Source organism: Rummeliibacillus sp. GQ308 (assembly GCF_059759115.1).
Genome location: NZ_JCAXDQ010000001.1, coordinates 137915 through 155975 on the forward strand (window position 1 = coordinate 137915; position 18061 = coordinate 155975).

Below are 18061 nucleotides of genomic sequence, written 5' to 3' on the forward strand. Positions count from 1 at the left end.
CAAAATATTAGATATAATAAAAAGAAATAAAATACATAGTTTAATCGGTCCCGAATAGAGAGCTATTTGGGTTAAAAGGGAAATCGGTAAAAGCCGATGCGGTCCCGCCACTGTAAGTGTGAGCAATTCGAGAATGCCACTGAGGGAAACTTTGGGAAGGTGCGATGCGCGATGATCACGAGCCAGGATACCTGCCGATTATAGAACACCGTTTATATCGACGAGGATTGATAGGTGCCATTATGATCTTTTTTATAATGCTGCAATCACCAAACCTCTCGTTGTGAACGAGAGTTTTTTATTTTGGAGAAAAGGCTTAAGACCTTTTTCTCCAACCAACAGTAATCTTACACACCAGGGGGAGTAAAAAATGAAGAAACTATGGCAGCTTGGTTTTATGCTTGTGATGGCATTTACATTGCTTGTAGGCTGTGGCCAATCCGACTCTAAAAAGCCAGAAGCAGAAAACAAAACCACGCAATCAGAAAACAAAACAGCTACATATCCAATGACAGTAACAGATGATACAGACAATAAAGTTGAATTTAAGCAGGAACCAACGAAGATTGTGTCTTTAATGCCGAGCAATACTGAGATTCTTTTTGCTTTAGGATTAGATGATCACGTAATCGGCGTGACAGATAATGATACGTATCCAGAAGCTGCTACTAAAAAAGATAAAGTAGGCGGCATGGAGCTTAATATTGAAAAAATTATCAGCTTAAAACCGGATGCTGTTTTTGCGCATGGCATGATTGCCGAATCTGCAAAGAGCGGTATACAGCAACTTCGAGATGCAGGTATTCCTGTATTTGTCGTTAAAAATGCCAGCAACTTCGAGGAAACATATGAGTCGATTAAAACAATCGGCAAAATTACAAATAGAAGTGCAAAAGCAGATCAAATCGTAGAAGATATGAAAGCGAAAGTAAAAGATGTACAGGCTAAAGTAGCAGATGTAAAAAAACGCAATGTATTCGTTGAAAACTCTGATGAGCCTGAGATTTATACAGCTGGTAAAGATACATTCATGCAAGAAATCTTAAACCTAGCGAATGTTAAAAATGTGGCAGATGATCAATCAGGTTGGTTTAAAATTGACCCTGAGGAAATTATTAAGCGTGACCCAGATGTATACTTAATCACATATAATTATGTACCGAATATCGTAGAGAAAGTAAAAAAACGCCAAGGGTTTAAAGATTTAAAGGCTATTAAAAACGACAGAGTAGTACAAGTTGATCCGGACAAGACTAGCCGTCCAGGACCTCGCCTTGCTGAAGGGCTTGAGGAAGTGGCGAAAGCTGTTTATCCAGAGGCATTTAAATAAGTGAAAAAAATAGTAGTTGGATATCTCGTAACTCTTGCTATTCTTCTTTTGAGCATGGCTTTGGGGATATCAGCCGGCGCTGTTAAAGTGCCAATCAGTACGTTATGGGACAAGAATGCGGATGAGGTAGCATCGAATATATTATGGTCTATTCGAATGCCTCGTGTGATTTTAGCAGGACTCGTTGGTGCATCATTAGCTATTTCAGGTGCCGCTTTCCAAGGGTTGCTTAAGAATCCGCTTGCTGATCCCTATACGTTAGGAGTGTCATCAGGTGCCTCAGTAGGCGCCGTGATGACGCTCTTTTTCAGTCTTTCAGCACCTGTATTGGGTATGTTTACGTTGCCCGCATTCAGCATGATGGGTGCATTATTGACTATGTTTTTGGTTTTAGGATTTGCTAAGCTTGTAGACAAAGCGATGAAAATGGAAACGCTAATATTAACAGGCATAATCATTAGTTCATTTTTAAGCTCTATTATCTCTCTGATGATCGCGCTCACTGGCGAGGAGCTTCGACAAATTATTAGTTGGCTAATGGGCAGTGTATCGATGCGCGGCTGGCCATATGTTAAGATGATTTTACCGTTCGTCATAGTGGGCACAATTCTATTATGGCTGAACCGACGAGAGTTGAATGCCATGCTATTTGGCGAAGAACGGGCGAAATATTTAGGTGTCAATGTTAGAAGAAGTAAATTAACACTACTGATTGGTGGATCGATGTTAACGGGAGCAGCTGTTTCTGTATCAGGCACCATCGGATTTGTGGGGCTAGTAGTACCGCATATGACACGCTTGCTTTTTGGTGCGAATCATCAGCATCTTTTGCCACTTTCACTGATGAACGGGGCATCACTGCTCATACTTTGTGATTTAGTTGCAAGAACAATTATTGCGCCGACAGAACTGCCTATCGGTGTGATTACGGCATTGCTTGGTGCGCCGGTATTCGCCTATATCTTCTTTAGGCAACGAAAAGGATAGGGGGTACAGAATGCTAAACGTAAAAGATCTTACAGGAGGATATGATGAGAAACATCCAATTGTAAAAGGTATAAATTTTAGTGTGGAAAAAGGCCAATTCTTAGGGGTGCTTGGCCCAAATGGTAGTGGCAAATCTACGCTACTTAAAGCTATTAGCGGTACGCTCCCGTTCAATCAGGGAAATGTTCAGATTGAAGGGAAGAGTCGAGAGGAATATACGGCAAAAGAGCTTGCCCGCAAAATGGCTGTTCTGCCGCAACTACATACCCAGGCTTTTTCGCATTCTGTTCGAGAGACGGTTTCGATTGGTCGTTACCCTTATCAGCATAGGTGGCTTTCCACATGGACGGATGAGGATGAATCAGCGATTAAAAAGGCAATGGAGTCCACTGGCATTCTTTCATACGAAAAACAGTTGCTTGAAAATCTTTCAGGTGGTGAGCAACAGCGTACATATGTGGCACAAGCACTGGCACAGAGTGCTGATTTATTGTTGCTGGATGAGCCAACTAACCATTTGGATATCGAACACCAGCGAAAACTGCTTGATATGATTCGCCTTGAAGTGATCCAAAATGGATTAACAGTTCTGTCCATCTTCCATGATATCAATCTGGCAGCGCTCTATTGTGATCGTCTTCTCTTGCTAAATAAAGGAGAAATTTATGCGATGGGTGAGCCGCATGAGGTGCTAAAAGAACACTTTATAAAAGACGTCTATCACACGACTATATCGACCTATCCACATCCTCTTTTGCCCAAACCCCAAATGACATTAATGCCTGAAATAAAAGGGGAGAGGAAGGAAAGTGTTCCTATAAAAGCAGAAGATATAAAAATACGTGATGAGTATGTCGAGTTACATACAACTTCACCCCTGAAGGCTTTCTCCTCTGCCGTCCATAATGCAGGCGTCGGCTGGTATCAGTATTTCGTTAACCGGACGGTTGATGCAGAATATATGTGCGATGATGCGCATGATGAATTAAAAGAATACTTAATGGAGAAAGGATTTTCTCCTACAAATACAGTCGCCATGATGACTGCAGTGCCAGCTAAAAATGCGGTGGTACGGCAATTCACTTCCGACGAGACCGATATCGTTGTGGCAGTTACTGCTGGGGTGGGCAATGCAATCGATATTGCGAGCGCTTACAAAAGAGAAGATGTATTTCATGTAGGGACTATTAATATATGGGTGTTTATCAATGGCTCATTGACAGATGAATCGTTCATGCAGGGGATGATTGCTATAACGGAAGCGAAAACAAAGGCTATGTATACAGAACAAATTAAAGATGTTGTTTCTGGCACCATTGCAACAGGGACATCAACGGATAGTGTGCTAATCGCCGCAACGCAAAATGGTCCTTTTTATGAATATGCTGGAAGTGCAACCGCAGTAGGCAAGCTCATCGGTCGCGGTGTTTATGAAACCCTTTGTACTGCACTACAAGACTATAAAAAAGCGAAGGAGCAGGACTAAATGCTGGCACATTTAATTGCTTGTACGCTAGGGATCGTTCTTGACCGTCTTATTGGAGATCCTAAAAGAATGCCACACCCAGTAAAATGGATTGGCGGTTTAATTGGATGGCTAACGAAACGATTAAATAAAGGCGGATTCCGCAAAACGAAGGGCACGTTGCTTGTTATTTTGGTCGTAGTGGCAACTACTGTGACAGCTTATGCCGTGGTTGTGATTGCCTATCAAGTGGGCATCATTTTTGGCATCTTGGTAGAAGGTTTACTCATTTCATTTGGACTTGCCCAAAAAAGCTTGAAGCAAGCAGCGATGGAAGTATATGAGCCTCTTACTGCTGGCAATTTAGTACAAGCACGTATGAAGCTTTCATGGATTGTCGGGAGAGATACAGAGAAACTTTCGGAAAGCGAAGTCACACGAGGTGTGGTAGAGACAGTTTCTGAAAATACGAGCGACGGCGTGACGGCTCCATTATTTTGGGCTTTTCTATTCGGTGCAGCTGGTATCTGGATGTACAAAGCTGTAAATACGCTTGATTCAATGGTTGCGTACAAAAATAAGGAATTCAAAGAGTTTGGTTTTGTAGCAGCTCATACAGACGATGTCTTCAACTATATCCCGAGCCGTTTGACAGGATTACTGATCCTTTTAACGACGCAAAATGAGTCGAAGCATTCACTTTCTGAACGAATGAGGGGATGGTTGACTGATGCCAAGAAGCATCCAAGCCCTAATAGTGGTTATTTAGAAGCAGCGACTGCTTATCAGCTTGGTGTACAACTGGGTGGAACCAATTATTATAAAGGTGTTGTCTCCAAAAGAGCCACAATGGGGAAGAAGGAAGTAGAGTTAGCTCCGAGACATATTCAGCTAGCCGTAAATCAAATGTATACTGTCACAGCTTATTTTTGGCTACTCGGTATTATGATAGGAGGAGTTATGATTGTCATTGCCTAACCATGGAGCAAATCCACAATTGTTATACGGTGAATTAGCAATTCCGCTTCCAGAACAAATCATAGATTACAGTGAAAATGTAAATCCATTAGGGCCGCCTCTCTCAGTAGTAGAAAACTGGCAAGGCTATATGCACTTACTTTCTAGCTATCCAGAACCGCACGGCGAACCATTTTTATCTGCTATTGCAGCATATCATAGCATTCCGAAGAGCCGCGTATTGCTTGGGAATGGTGCGGCCGAGATTTTTTCATTGCTTGCTGGATACTTTCAAAGAAAATGTGCAATGATTGTTCATCCGACCTTTTCGGAATACGAGGCGACTTTAAGGGCAAACGGGACAGAAATCATCCATCTCTCAGTAGAAGAGATCGAAAATTGGAAGCTGCCAATAGGCCATATTATAGAAAATATGAAGCGTGCTGATCTGTTGTACCTTTGCACACCAAATAATCCTACTGGTGTACTGCCACCAAGGAATGAACTGGTGCACCTTTTAGAGGAAGGGCAAAAAATGGACTGCACAGTAATATTGGATGAAGCCTTCATCGATTGGATTGGGGAGGAAGCATCCATGATTTCGTACATAGAGAATTTTCCAAATCTAATCATTGTGCGCTCGATGACCAAAATGTACGCAATTCCAGGAATCCGGCTAGGCTATATGGTAAGCTCGCCTGCAATGATTGAAGCATTGCGCGAAAAAGTACCACATTGGCATATTAATGGCATCGCTGCCCATATAGGAGCAAAATGTATTGACGAAACGCAATACAGAGATAAATCCATAGAATACGCTAAAAAGTCGAAAGTGAGATTTGTACATTTTCTGCAAGAATTAGGATGCAAAACAACAAAGAGCGTGACTAATTATGTTTGTTTTAAGCTTCCTCATCCAGATTTGTCTCAAAGATTTTTTCACGACATGCTGAACAGAGGCATTGTCCTGCGGCATACGGAAAACTTTAAAGGCTTGGATGGTAAATGGTTTCGAGTAGGAATAAAGAATGAACACGCGATGGCAGTTCTTCAAGAGGAGATGGAGGCATGGATCAAGCAAAACTCTCATTTATAACAGGCGGTGTTCGAAGCGGCAAAAGTGCGTATGCGGAGCAGCGATTAGTGGCGTTAGCAAAGGAAGTGCGAGCAAATCGCTTGGTCTACTTAGCAACGGGTGTAGCCTTCGATGAAGAAATGACAAACCGGATAGAGCGGCATAAACATGATCGGATAATGCAAGAGCATCAATGGGTAACCATTGAACAGCCCACGGATTTCAAAAAGGTATTGGTTCAGGTGAAGCAAGGAGATGCTATTCTTTGGGATTGCGTCACAACTTGGCTATCGAATGAATTCTATGAACAGAGTGAATCAGGCGTTTTTGCTTGGAAGCAAGAAGGAAGACTCAAACAGCGGATGGATGAGATGAAAAGCACTATTTTACAAATTCGCGCTATTGGAGTACCTCTCGCCATCGTTTCCAACGAAATGTTAGATGAACCTCTTTCCACAAATCCTGAGGTACATCTATACCAGCAGACAATTGGCAGGCTCCACCAGTGGTTTGTCAAGAATGCTTCAGAAGCAATTGAAATTGATTACGGCTTTATACATAAATGGAAGTAGGGGGCGAATTAGAATGACAAATGGTCTGCTGCTTGCACTTCAATTTTTTTCAATTTTGCCTATTCATAAAGAAATTCCAATGACGAAAAAGACCGTCACGGCCATGTTTGTCGTTTTCCCTTGGCTGGGCGCATTGATGGGCTTTGTGTTGTCTATTGTCTATTATTTGTTGCATACATACACAGACATTAGTCCATTACTTTTAAGTTTTATTTTGATTAGCGGTTATGTCATTTGTTCAGGCGGGCTTCATTTGGATGGATATGTAGACACAAGCGATGCCTATTTTTCTTACAGAGATAAGAAAAAACGATTAGAAATTTTGGATGATCCTCGGACAGGTGCATTTGGCGCTATATCATTGGTATTTCTAATCTTAGCTAAAATCTTCTTTTTGGCAGAATTGCTCGAAAAGCCATCTTTTTATTGGATATGGCTAATTGCTGTTCCTTTCTTGTCACGATTGTGTATGTCAATTTATTTTATTTGTACACGTACATCTAAAGAGAAGGGATTGGCTCACTTTTTTAAACAACACTTACATATGAAATATTGGTTAATTGGAACAGCATGCTCGATGATTGCAGGAGGAGCCTTATTTATATGGCTTAGTGGAACATGGACTATACTTCTTCTGCTATTCATGATTGTGTTGGCTGCTTTGATCTATAGATGGTGGTCACTTCAGCAATTTAGCGGGAGTTCAGGAGATTTGCTTGGAGCTCTCATCGAAGGGATGGAGGCGGTTTTATGGATTGTCCTGTTGTTGTGCATCTGATACGCCATGCCAAAACAAAAAGCAACGACGAAAAGCGGTATATAGGCTGGAAAGATGAGCCCATTTTGAAAAGAGAAGAGCTGCCAGTAGTAAATAGGGAATATCCCGTTGTTTTCGGAAGCGATTTAGTGCGCTGCAAGCAAACTGCTGAAGCTTATTTTCCGGGTGCGGTTTATGTAGAAGACGAGGGGCTTAGGGAATTGAACTTTGGTCAGTTTGAAGGTAAAACCTATGAAGAATTAAAGGGAGACCAGCGCTATCAAAAGTGGTTGGCTGATTCAACTCAAGTAGCACCGCCGGATGGCGAAACATTAGAAATCATGACTAATCGCTGCCAGAAAGCTTTTAAAAAGTTGCCACAAGGCTTATCAGTGTACCCGCTCGTAGTGCACGGTGGTACGATTCGCGTTTTGCTGACGGAATATGCACCGCACGAAAGCCAGTTTTGGGATTGGGTAGTCACGCATAATGATATGTATACATTGGAGTGGGAGTCGAGAAGGGCTTTTGAGGAGGGAGAAAGATGCACGTTTTTATCGGTGGTGCCTATAACGGCAAACATGAGTATGTGAGAAATTGGCTCATTGAGCAGCATGAAAATGATGTAGCGTGGTATGAAGGTGTCCTGCCAAAAGAGCCCAAGAACAAAACTATTGTCATTTCTCATTTAGAAAAAATTCTCAAATCAGATGAGGAAAAAGATGAATTAATACTCGCGAAAAAGATAGCAAAACAGTTACAATTATGGGAGAAAGAACATCAGGTGATTGTCATTGCAACCGAAATGGGGCGAGGAATTGTTCCTCTTAGCCGGCATGATCGAACATTAAGGGATGCGTGCGGAAGGCTTTATCAGGAGCTATTTAAGAGTAGTGAACATGTCACACGCATCTGGTATGGCTTGAGTGAAACTATTAAGTAAGAAAGAAGGGGATTTCAATGAATTTATACACACGTACAGGTGACAAGGGGAAAACAAGCATCATTGGCCGAAGAGTGGATAAGGATGATTTGCGAGTAGAAGCATATGGCACAATTGATGAATTGAATTCATTTATCGGCAAGGCAATGACTGAGCTAGATCAAGAGAAATTCCAAGATATCCTCGAAGATTTGCAAAATATACAAAATGAATTGTTCGATTGTGGCGGTGATTTGGCGAATGTAATGAAAGAGCGCCATTATAAAATGACAGATGAGCTGATCGAAGTTATGGAAAAACGAATTGATGTACTAATGGATGAGCCGCCATTACTTGAACGCTTTATCCTACCAGGAGGCTCACCTGGTGCAGCTACTTTGCATATTGCCCGCACTATTGCAAGACGGGCAGAGCGTTTGACTGTCACACTTTTCAAAAATTCCGAGGAAAACGATGTGCCGTTAGTTGTTGGACGATACCTCAATCGTTTATCCGATTATTTATTTGCTGCTGCCCGTGTAGCCAATTGTAGAATAAATGTTGCTGATATTGAATATATCCGTGGGGCGAAAGTATTTAAAAATGGCGGCCGTAAAGAGAAGGATTAATCCGCATGAAATTTCGTAGACTTACATTTACAGCGATGATTGCTGCTTTAAGTGCAATTGGCGCAATGATTAAAATACCTGTTGGCATCGGTTCGGCAGCGCTTGATTCAGCCCCTGCATTTTTGGGTGCTGCATTATTGCCTGCCCCGATTGCAGGCGTGGCTGCGGCGATTGGACATATGGTCTCTGCAGAGCTGAGTGGATTTCCTATGACGCTTCCATTCCACGCGCTGATCGCCATCGAAATGTTTGCAGTAGTCTATGGTTTTGCTATGCTTCATCAACGAAATCATCATCTGCTAAAATGGCTGTTCGCTGTCATCGCAAACGGTATTTTAGCGCCGTTGCCGTTTTACTTTCTCATTTCACCGCAAACATACTATGCTATTACACCCGGCATATTCATAGCTACCGTTATAAATGCCGTTATTGCGGGATTATGCTTACCGGCTATAACAAAAGTAACCGGAAAAGTGGGAGACACGTGTCGATGAGAAATGCTATACAACTACCAAATGGACTCATTGTTACAACGGATAATGCAGGAGCGATTGGGCAAAAAGAAAAAGATACAGTACATGTGCCAGATGAAATGGTCAGTTATTTTTCGGCTCGCGTGACTCTTTTAGAGCAATGGGCTGCCGGCGCTGAACCACATTCCATTCTTATGCATAACTTTAGCGGCGACGAAGTATGGATGCGCTATCTAAAAGGGATTCATCAAGTATTCGATGAGATAGAATGTTCTTCTCCACCCATAAGCGGAAGTACTGAGTCTAACATTGAAACGCTACAATCAGGCATAGCGATTACCATGTTAGGAGAACAAATCTATCAATCAAAAGCTCCAGAAACGCTCAAATGGTTTACATACGGCAAACCGCTTGTAGGAGAAAACCTACTGGCTGAAAAAGAAAAGGTTGCTTCGTTGAAATCTATTTACAAAGCTAGGCAAGGGAATATAATTGCATCTGTATGGCCGGTGGGCTCGAAAGGAATAGCAGGAGAAATCAAACGCATTTTTAGTTCCAAACCTTTTACTTGCGCATGGGAACCTCACGCTTCAGCAGGTCCATCAACTGTTGTTCTAATTGGATTAGAGGATGAAAAAGTAATTGCTGCCCAATCGCTGTTTGGTAAAATGCTCTTGCCGATTAGGTGGCGAGACAGCCTATAAGAATACGCCGAGAAATCATTCTTTAGATTTCTCGGCGTTTTTTTAGAGAAAAATTGATTGGGCGAGAGAAAATAAATATGATAGAATACTTAGACAAGTTGAAATATAACTTTCGCTTTCTAGAAAAAAGTTTACGGAAGGAGAAAATCATTTTCACAGAAATTCTAAGAGAATCCTAGAAATGTGATTGACTGAATGCTCATTCATATTTTACAATAGACAAAACAGAGTATTTTCAGAATTCTCTTGAGATAAAACAAAGGGGAGTAACAACATAAGGGGGGAATAACATGAATCCATTGTTGATTGTCAATTGGATCTTGTTTTTAGGGGTAGTCGCTTATGCTTTAGGTTTGTTTACGTATTTAGTAAAAACGCGTTATCAGTTCATTAAAATGGGGAAGAAAACCGAATTTGATAACAATGTTAAAGCACGGTTAGAAAAAATTTGGGTGTATGTTTTTGGCCAAAAGAAACTAATGAAAGACAAGAAGAGCGGTGCCATTCATGTCATGTTCTTCTATGGCTTCCTACTAGTTCAGTTTGGCGCTATTGATTTTATATGGAAAGGGTTAAAGCCGGGTTCCCATCTACCATTTGGGCCGCTATACCCATACTTTACATTTTTCCAAGAAATCGTCACCTTAGTGATTTTGGTGGCTGTTGTCTGGGCGTTCTACCGTCGTTATGTGGAAAAGCTAGTACGTTTGAAACGAGGATTTAAGTCAGGCCTTGTATTGCTATTTATCGGTGGCTTAATGGTATCCGTTCTTGTGGGAAATGGTATGGGCATGATTTGGCACGGAGAATCTGCAACATGGTCTGAGCCAGTCGCATCGTTGATTGCTACAGCATTTGCATTCTTGCCAACAACGGCAGCTATTGCTGTGTTCTTCGTTATGTGGTGGGTCCACCTATTATTCTTGCTGACTTTCTTAGTCTATGTGCCGCAATCCAAACACGCGCACTTAATCGCGGGACCAGCCAATGTATATTTCAATCCTTTGACACCGCCAGGGAAATTAACTCCGATTGATTTTAATGCGCTTGAAGATGAAGAGGGTGAATCAGAAGATGAGATGCCTTCATTTGGCGTAGGGAAAATAGAAGATTTTACACAGCTCCAATTAATTGATTTATACGCATGTGTTGAGTGCGGGCGCTGTACAAATATGTGTCCAGCAACAGGGACAGGCAAGATGCTATCACCGATGGATTTGATGACAAAGTTACGTGACCATCTTACATTTACAGGCGCTGTACAAACACATCAACAACCTTGGGTACCAAAGATGTTCTTTGGCCATACAAAAGGTAATCAACTAGCAATGGCTGCAGGAGCAGAAGGCGCTGTAATAGAAGATGTATACAGCCCGTCGTTGATTGGTGATGTCATTACGGAAGAGGAAATTTGGGCATGTACTACCTGCCGAAACTGTGAAGACCAATGTCCTGTTATGAATGAGCATGTTGAAAAGATTATTGACTTGCGACGTTATTTAACTATGACAGAAGGTCGCGTAAACCCGGATGCACAACGCGCGATGACGAACATCGAACGCCAAGGCAATCCGTGGGGTATCAACCGTAAAGAGAAGGAAAATTGGAGAGATGCTCGTCCAGATCTTCACATTCCTACAGTAAAAGAAGCAACAAAAGCTGGAGAAGAATTCGAGTTCTTATTCTGGGTTGGCTCAATGGGGTCATTCGATAACCGCTCACAAAAAATTGCGTTGTCCTTCGCGCATTTGATGAACGAAGCAGGTGTGAAATTCGCTATCTTGGGCAACAAAGAAAAGAATTCAGGTGATACGCCGCGCCGCTTAGGAAATGAATTTTTATTCCAAGAGCTGGCTGAAGCAAATATCAAAGAATTTGAAAAAGCGGGCATCACAAAAATCGTCACAATCGATCCGCATGCATACAATATTTTTAAGAATGAATATAGTGATTTTGGTTGGAATGGTGAAGTTCTCCACCATACAGAAATGTTATATGAGCTGGTGATGAGTGGAAAAATTAAACCGCAACACGCAGTGAATGAAACCATTACATTCCATGATTCCTGCTACCTTGGCAGATACAATGATGTGTATGATGCGCCGCGTGAAATTTTAAAAGCAATCCCTGGTGTGAAGCTAGTGGAAATGGAACGAAACCGCGATACAGCCATGTGCTGTGGAGCTGGTGGCGGACTTATGTGGATGGAAGAGCATGTTGGTAACCGAATCAATGTGGCGCGTACTGAACAAGCGCTAGCAGTTAATCCAACTATCATCTCGTCTGGTTGTCCATATTGCTTAACGATGCTATCAGATGGAACAAAAGCGAAAGAAGTAGAAGAAACGGTTGGCACATATGATATTGCTGAGCTACTTGAAAAATCAGTGTGCGGCGAAATACAAACAGTGCCAGAGCCTTTAGAAGAAACTGTTTAAAACGAGAAAAAAATTAAAGTATTGCATAAATTTTGAAAGTTTTATAAACTTAACTCAAGTAAAAAAAGAGAGAGCTGGAGCCCTCTCTTTTTTTCTAAAAGTTAATTGAGCGAGCGTTCAATCAAAATGTAAATACTCATCATTTCAATTTTTATGTAAGCGTAACCAATGACAAAAAGGGGTGTCAAACTTGCAAAAAACAGTGATTATTGACGGAGCACGTACAGCGTTTGGGAAATTCGGGGGAAGTTTAAGTTCTTTGGCAGCAAGCGATCTAGGGGGAGCTGCTATTAAAGAAGCATTAAAACGTTCAAATGTAGATGCAGAACAAGTAGATGAAGTCATTATGGGAACAGTGTTGCAAGCAGGGCAAGGCCAAATACCTTCGCGCCAAGCTGCTACTAAAGCAGGTATACCTTACACTGTAAAAACTGAAACAATCAATAAAGTATGCGCATCTGGTATGCGCAGTGTAACGCTTGCAGATCAATTAATACGGCTTGGAGAAGAAAATGTGATCGTAGCAGGTGGAATGGAGTCGATGTCTCAAGCGCCGTATTATTTGCCAAAAGCACGATTCGGCTACCGTATGGGAGACGGAGCTATTGTGGACGGCATGGTCTATGACGGCCTTTCATGTGCATTCTCACCAAATCATGTACATATGGGTACGTATGGCGACGAGACAGCGGAAAAATTTGGACTTACAAGAGAAGCACAAGATAATTGGTCACTGCGTAGCCACCAAAATGCTATTGCGGCGATTGAAGGCGGTAAACTAGGCGAAGAAATCGTTGCTGTTAGTATTCCACAACGAAAAGGTGAGCCGGTCGTAGTAGATCAAGATGAAGCGCCAAGAAAAGATACATCCATCGAGGTGCTTGGCAAATTGAGACCTGCTTTCACTAAAGATGGTGGAACGGTTACTGCAGGTAATGCCCCTGGCATTAACGACGGTGCATGTGCAGTAGTGGTAACGAGTGAGCAGTATGCAGAGGAAAATGGCTTAAAACCATTAGCAACTATTCTAGGGCACGCAGAGGTTGGAGTAGAACCAAACGATTTCCCGCAAACACCAGGATTAGTTATTAACAAGCTACTTGAAAAGACAGGTAAATCATTAGAAGAAATTGACCTTTTTGAAATCAATGAAGCATTTGCAGCAGTTGCGCTTGCCAGCAATAAAATTGCTAATTTGGATGAAGAAAAAGTAAATGTTAACGGCGGCGCTGTAGCATTAGGCCACCCAATCGGTGCATCAGGAACGCGCGTTATTTTAACTCTTGCATATGAATTACGTCGCCGCGGGGGTGGTATTGGTATCGCAGCTATCTGCTCGGGCGGTGGCCAAGGAGACGCGATTATGATCGAAGTACCGACAACGGAGGGATACTAAGATGGCGATACAAAAAGTAATGGTCATTGGCGCAGGCCAAATGGGATCAGGCATTGCCCAAGTGTGTGCTCAAGCAGGTTTAGAAGTACTGCTAAATGACATTAGCGAAGAGTCGTATGAAAGAGGTATTGGCACAATTACGCGAAACCTGTCACGCAATGTAGAAAAAGGACGTATGGCAGAAGATGAAAAAGCGGCTGTCTTGCAACGGTTTACTAAATCATTGTCACTTCAGGATGCAAAAGATGTTGATTTGGTGATTGAAGCAGCTGTTGAAAACATGGATATCAAGCAATCTATTTTTAAACAACTAGATGTAATAGCACCACAACATGCCATTCTTGCTTCTAACACATCTTCATTGCCTATTACTGAAATAGCAGCAGTGACAAATAGACCAGCACAAGTAATCGGCATGCACTTTATGAATCCGGTGCCTGTCATGAAGCTAGTCGAAATTATTCGTGGGCTTGCTACTTCTGATGAAGTATACAATTCGATTGAAGAGTTAACGAAAAAACTTCAAAAAGTACCTGTAGAAGTGAATGATTTCCCAGGATTCGTGGCAAATCGTGTCCTTATGCCAATGATCAATGAAGCGATCTTCACACTTTATGAAGGGGTTGCAACAAAAGAAGCAATCGATGAAGTGATGAAGCTTGGTATGAACCATCCAATGGGACCACTCACACTAGCTGATTTTATCGGGCTAGATACATGCCTATATATCATGGAAACACTATACGAAGGATTCGGCGACAGCAAATACCGTCCATGCCCACTGCTTAGAAAATACGTCAAAGCAGGCTGGCTTGGCAAGAAATCTGGAAGAGGGTTCTACGAATATAGTTAGTAGTAAATTGCAATTACATGAAAGTTTAAAAGAATACAAGGGGAATTCAAGAGCAGAATCTTGTTAGTAATCATGAGAGCACTAAAAGTATAGTTGCAGAGAATTGATAGCAAATATTTGATGTTAAAACTTTGTAGAAGTGCGGGCAGCGGAGACTCCTTAGGGGTTAGCGAGTCAGGTAAGACCCCACAGGAAGCGGAGCTGACGAGTAGGCTTACCACTCGCCCTAGGAACGCGCAGCTGCCCGCACTTCGCCCTCATCTCAACTATTTTGATTTGTGAAACTATATGGAAGTGGAATTATCGGAGACTCCTTGGGGATTAGCGGGACAGATAAGACTCCGCAGTAAGTGATGCGAGCCAGGAGGCTTATCGCCCGCCCTCAGGAAAGCGGAGTTAATTCCACTTTGATTCAAATCAGAGTAGTAGTAGAAAAATAGATATCTGTTTTTGAATGCATTTTAAATAAATGATGTAAAAGGGAGAGACATCATGAATCTACAATTCACGGAAGAACAAATGATGATGCAAAAGATGGTTCGTGATTTTGCAAGAGAAGTAATTGCACCTCAAGTCGATCAACTGGAAAAAGGGGAATTTCCACGCGATATCCTAGCGCAAATGGGAGAGCTAGGGCTTATGGGCATTACCGCGCCTGCAGCATATGGCGGGTCAGAAATGGATTTTACATCCTATATCATTGCCATTCATGAACTATCTAAAGTAAGTGCAGTCATCGGGGTGATTTTGTCTGTGCATACATCGGTCGGAACAAATCCGATACTCTACTTTGGCACAGAAGAACAAAAGAAACGCTATGTGCCAAAATTGGCTAGCGGGGAGTATCTGGGTGCATTTTGCTTAACAGAGCCATCAGCAGGTTCAGACGCAGGATCTCTTAAAACAAAAGCAGTAAAGCATGGAGATTACTACGAATTGAACGGCTCAAAGGTCTTTATTACAAATGGCGGTGAAGCGGATGTGTATATCGTGTTCGCCTCGACAGATCCAACACAGGGAACAAAGGGTATATCAGCATTTATCGTCGATAAAGACACGCCAGGCCTTGTTATAGGAAAAAATGAAAAGAAAATGGGCCTTCATGGTTCTAAGACAGTTCAGCTAACATTTGAGCAAATGCAAGTTCCAGCAGAAAATTTGCTGGGTGAAGAAGGCGAAGGGTTCAAAATCGCTATGGCTAACTTAGATGTCGGAAGAATTGGTATCGCGGCACAGAGCTTAGGGATTGCTGAAGCGGCACTGGATGAATCTGTTCGCTATGCAAATGAGCGTGTACAATTTGGCAAGCCGATTGCAGCCAATCAAGGCGTTTCATTTAAATTGGCGGATATGGGCACCGCTGTAGAAGCAGCGAGATTGTTAGTATATCGAGCAGCCCATTTACGTTCGCTAGGGAAGCCTTGTAGAACAGAAGCATCAATGGCTAAATTATTTGCATCAAAAACAGCTGTCGAAGTGACAACAGAAGCCATCCAAGTTTTTGGTGGTTATGGCTATACGGAAGATTATCCTGTTGAACGGTATTTCCGCGATGCGAAAGTGACTGAGATTTATGAAGGCACTAGTGAAATTCAACGAATGGTTATCTCGCGGAGTTTGGAATAGGGGACTAAGATTCAACGTAAAAAAGATAGAAAGTAAATATCAAACAAAGGGGATTTGACAATGAACTTTACACTATCAGAAGAACATGAAATGATACGCAAAATGGTGAGAGATTTTGCAGAAAATGAAGTAGCGCCAAGTGCTGCTGAACGCGATGAAAACGAAACATTTGACCGTGCCATTTTTGATCAAATGGCGGAACTTGGTTTGACAGGCATACCTTGGCCAGAAGAATACGGTGGTATTGGCTCTGATTATTTAGCCTATGTTATTGCTGTAGAAGAGCTTTCAAGAGTATGTGCATCAACAGGTGTAACATTATCTGCACACACATCACTTGCTGGGTGGCCTGTTTATAAATTTGGGACAGAAGAACAAAAGCAAAAATATCTTCGCCCAATGGCTGAAGGGAAGAAAATCGGTGCTTATGGCCTTACAGAACCTGGTTCGGGATCTGATGCAGGCGGCATGAAAACAACTGCAAAGTTGGATGGTGACCACTACATATTAAACGGCTCAAAGATATTTATTACTAATGGCGGCATCGCTGATATTTACGTAGTATTCGCAGTGACAGATCCAGAAGCAAAAAATGGCACGTCAGCATTTATCGTAGAAGCTGATTATGAAGGTTTCTCTGTTGGGAAGAAAGAAAAGAAAATGGGCATTCGTTCATCACCAACAACTGAAATCATCTTTGATAACTGCCGTGTACCAAAGGAGAATATGCTTGGTGCAGAAGGTGACGGTTTCAAAATTGCAATGAAAACTTTAGATGGCGGACGAAACGGCATTGCAGCGCAAGCAGTAGGTATTGCACAAGGTGCGCTTGATGCAGCAACACTGTATGCCAAAGAACGTGTACAATTCGGTAAGCCAATCTCTGCAAACCAAGGAGTATCATTTAAATTAGCAGATATGGCGACTGCAACAGAAGCTTCTCGCCTGTTAACGTACCAAGCGGCGTGGCTTGAATCCAATAACCTGCCATATGGCAAACAATCGGCGATGGCAAAATTAATGGCTGGCGATACAGCGATGAAAGTAACCACAGAAGCGGTGCAGGTATTCGGCGGATATGGCTATACGAAGGATTATCCTGTAGAGCGTTTTATGCGTGATGCAAAAATCACTCAAATCTATGAGGGAACTCAAGAAATCCAACGCCTTGTAATCTCTCGTATGCTTTTGAAATAGTGTATGGAAAATGAACAAAAAAAACGAATTCATACCTCGATTAAGGATGAAGTCTTAATTGAAAAGAGGCGCACAGAGATGATTCAGGGCGCTGTTCGCCTCTTTAAAGAAAAAGGCTTCCATCGGACTACTACGAGGGAAATCGCCAAATCAGCCGGCTTTAGTATCGGAACGCTTTATGAATATATCCGCACAAAAGAAGATATTCTTTACCTTGTTTGCGACCGTATTTATCTTGAGGTTCAGCATCAATTGGGACCTTTCCAGCAGCGAGAAGCGAGCATTGAGGGATTGATTGAAGCGATTACGCAGTATTACATGCTTGTGGATTCAATGCAAGATGAAATGCTCGTAATGTACCAAGAGTCAAAGTCCTTGCCAAAAGATGCGCTTGATTATGTATTAGCGAAAGAAATCGAAATGGCTGGCATTTTTGAAAATTTACTGTCAGGATGCGTAGAACTTGATCAAATGAAATTTTCGCCAAAGGAAATTAAACTATTGGCACATCAAATTGTTATCCAAGGCCAGGCGTGGGCATTTAGAAGATGGGTATGGCGCAAAGATTACAAAATAGAAGATTATATCAAAATGCAAACAAACATATTATTAAACGGTATGTTGAGCTAAGTGGAACGGCGCAAGGATGGAATACACAAACAGCAATGTGGGTGGATCAC

Annotated in this window: 18 protein-coding genes and 1 riboswitch; all 18 genes read left to right on the plus strand. The window is 42.1% G+C overall.

Going from position 1 to position 18061, the window contains the following annotated elements; translation table 11 throughout:
• Nucleotides 1–28 precede the first annotated feature (28 nt).
• Nucleotides 29–213: riboswitch (cobalamin riboswitch) on the plus strand.
• Between the two features lie 157 nt (nucleotides 214–370).
• Complete coding sequence (locus tag AC6CHJ_RS00760; RefSeq protein WP_498286995.1) at nucleotides 371–1330, plus strand: ABC transporter substrate-binding protein; 960 nt, start codon at nucleotides 371–373, stop codon at nucleotides 1328–1330.
• Nucleotides 1331–2317 carry a FecCD family ABC transporter permease gene (locus AC6CHJ_RS00765; protein ID WP_244946666.1) on the plus strand — a complete coding sequence of 329 codons (987 nt, stop codon included), beginning with the start codon at nucleotides 1331–1333 and terminating at the stop codon, nucleotides 2315–2317.
• A gap of 10 nt (nucleotides 2318–2327) precedes the next feature.
• A complete protein-coding gene (locus AC6CHJ_RS00770; RefSeq protein WP_498286996.1) occupies nucleotides 2328–3803 on the plus strand; it encodes an adenosylcobinamide amidohydrolase in 1476 nt (491 codons plus the stop codon).
• Nucleotides 3804–4760: an adenosylcobinamide-phosphate synthase CbiB gene (gene cbiB, locus AC6CHJ_RS00775; protein ID WP_147195469.1), complete on the plus strand. Its 957-nt coding sequence runs from the start codon at nucleotides 3804–3806 to the stop codon at nucleotides 4758–4760.
• Nucleotides 4747–5835, plus strand: a complete 1089-nt coding sequence (locus AC6CHJ_RS00780) for a pyridoxal phosphate-dependent aminotransferase (RefSeq protein ID WP_498286997.1) — start codon at nucleotides 4747–4749, stop codon at nucleotides 5833–5835. The genes cbiB and AC6CHJ_RS00780 overlap by 14 nt, the downstream gene beginning before the upstream one ends.
• On the plus strand, nucleotides 5808–6386 hold the full coding sequence (locus AC6CHJ_RS00785; protein WP_498286998.1) for a bifunctional adenosylcobinamide kinase/adenosylcobinamide-phosphate guanylyltransferase: 579 nt from the start codon (nucleotides 5808–5810) through the stop codon (nucleotides 6384–6386). The genes AC6CHJ_RS00780 and AC6CHJ_RS00785 overlap by 28 nt, the downstream gene beginning before the upstream one ends.
• A gap of 13 nt (nucleotides 6387–6399) precedes the next feature.
• Nucleotides 6400–7164, plus strand: a complete 765-nt coding sequence (gene cobS, locus AC6CHJ_RS00790; protein ID WP_498286999.1) for an adenosylcobinamide-GDP ribazoletransferase — start codon at nucleotides 6400–6402, stop codon at nucleotides 7162–7164.
• Complete coding sequence (locus AC6CHJ_RS00795) at nucleotides 7137–7736, plus strand: histidine phosphatase family protein (protein WP_147195461.1); 600 nt, start codon at nucleotides 7137–7139, stop codon at nucleotides 7734–7736. Before cobS ends, AC6CHJ_RS00795 begins: the two co-directional genes overlap by 28 nt.
• Complete coding sequence (locus AC6CHJ_RS00800) at nucleotides 7688–8086, plus strand: bifunctional adenosylcobinamide kinase/adenosylcobinamide-phosphate guanylyltransferase (protein ID WP_249775260.1); 399 nt, start codon at nucleotides 7688–7690, stop codon at nucleotides 8084–8086. The genes AC6CHJ_RS00795 and AC6CHJ_RS00800 overlap by 49 nt, the downstream gene beginning before the upstream one ends.
• A gap of 17 nt (nucleotides 8087–8103) precedes the next feature.
• On the plus strand, nucleotides 8104–8694 hold the full coding sequence (locus AC6CHJ_RS00805) for a cob(I)yrinic acid a,c-diamide adenosyltransferase (protein WP_498287000.1): 591 nt from the start codon (nucleotides 8104–8106) through the stop codon (nucleotides 8692–8694).
• Nucleotides 8695–8699: 5 nt separating this feature from the next.
• A complete protein-coding gene (locus tag AC6CHJ_RS00810) occupies nucleotides 8700–9188 on the plus strand; it encodes an ECF transporter S component (protein ID WP_249775261.1) in 489 nt (162 codons plus the stop codon).
• Entirely contained in the window at nucleotides 9185–9871 is a 687-nt protein-coding gene (locus tag AC6CHJ_RS00815; protein ID WP_249775262.1) for a hypothetical protein, read from the plus strand. The genes AC6CHJ_RS00810 and AC6CHJ_RS00815 overlap by 4 nt, the downstream gene beginning before the upstream one ends.
• Before the next feature lie 290 nt (nucleotides 9872–10161).
• Entirely contained in the window at nucleotides 10162–12309 is a 2148-nt protein-coding gene (locus AC6CHJ_RS00820) for a (Fe-S)-binding protein (protein WP_147195454.1), read from the plus strand.
• A gap of 190 nt (nucleotides 12310–12499) precedes the next feature.
• A complete protein-coding gene (locus AC6CHJ_RS00825; RefSeq protein WP_147195453.1) occupies nucleotides 12500–13705 on the plus strand; it encodes an acetyl-CoA C-acetyltransferase in 1206 nt (401 codons plus the stop codon).
• A 1-nt stretch (nucleotide 13706) separates the two neighbouring features.
• Nucleotides 13707–14558 carry a 3-hydroxybutyryl-CoA dehydrogenase gene (locus AC6CHJ_RS00830; RefSeq protein WP_498287001.1) on the plus strand — a complete coding sequence of 284 codons (852 nt, stop codon included), beginning with the start codon at nucleotides 13707–13709 and terminating at the stop codon, nucleotides 14556–14558.
• Between the two features lie 492 nt (nucleotides 14559–15050).
• Nucleotides 15051–16184 carry an acyl-CoA dehydrogenase gene (locus AC6CHJ_RS00835; protein ID WP_147195449.1) on the plus strand — a complete coding sequence of 378 codons (1134 nt, stop codon included), beginning with the start codon at nucleotides 15051–15053 and terminating at the stop codon, nucleotides 16182–16184.
• Between the two features lie 60 nt (nucleotides 16185–16244).
• The gene (locus AC6CHJ_RS00840; RefSeq protein ID WP_150283446.1) at nucleotides 16245–17381 is read left to right on the plus strand and encodes an acyl-CoA dehydrogenase; all 1137 of its coding nucleotides are present in this window, start codon (nucleotides 16245–16247) and stop codon (nucleotides 17379–17381) included.
• A gap of 3 nt (nucleotides 17382–17384) precedes the next feature.
• A complete protein-coding gene (locus AC6CHJ_RS00845) occupies nucleotides 17385–18011 on the plus strand; it encodes a TetR/AcrR family transcriptional regulator (protein WP_498287002.1) in 627 nt (208 codons plus the stop codon).
• The last annotated feature ends 50 nt before the right edge of the window (nucleotides 18012–18061 follow it).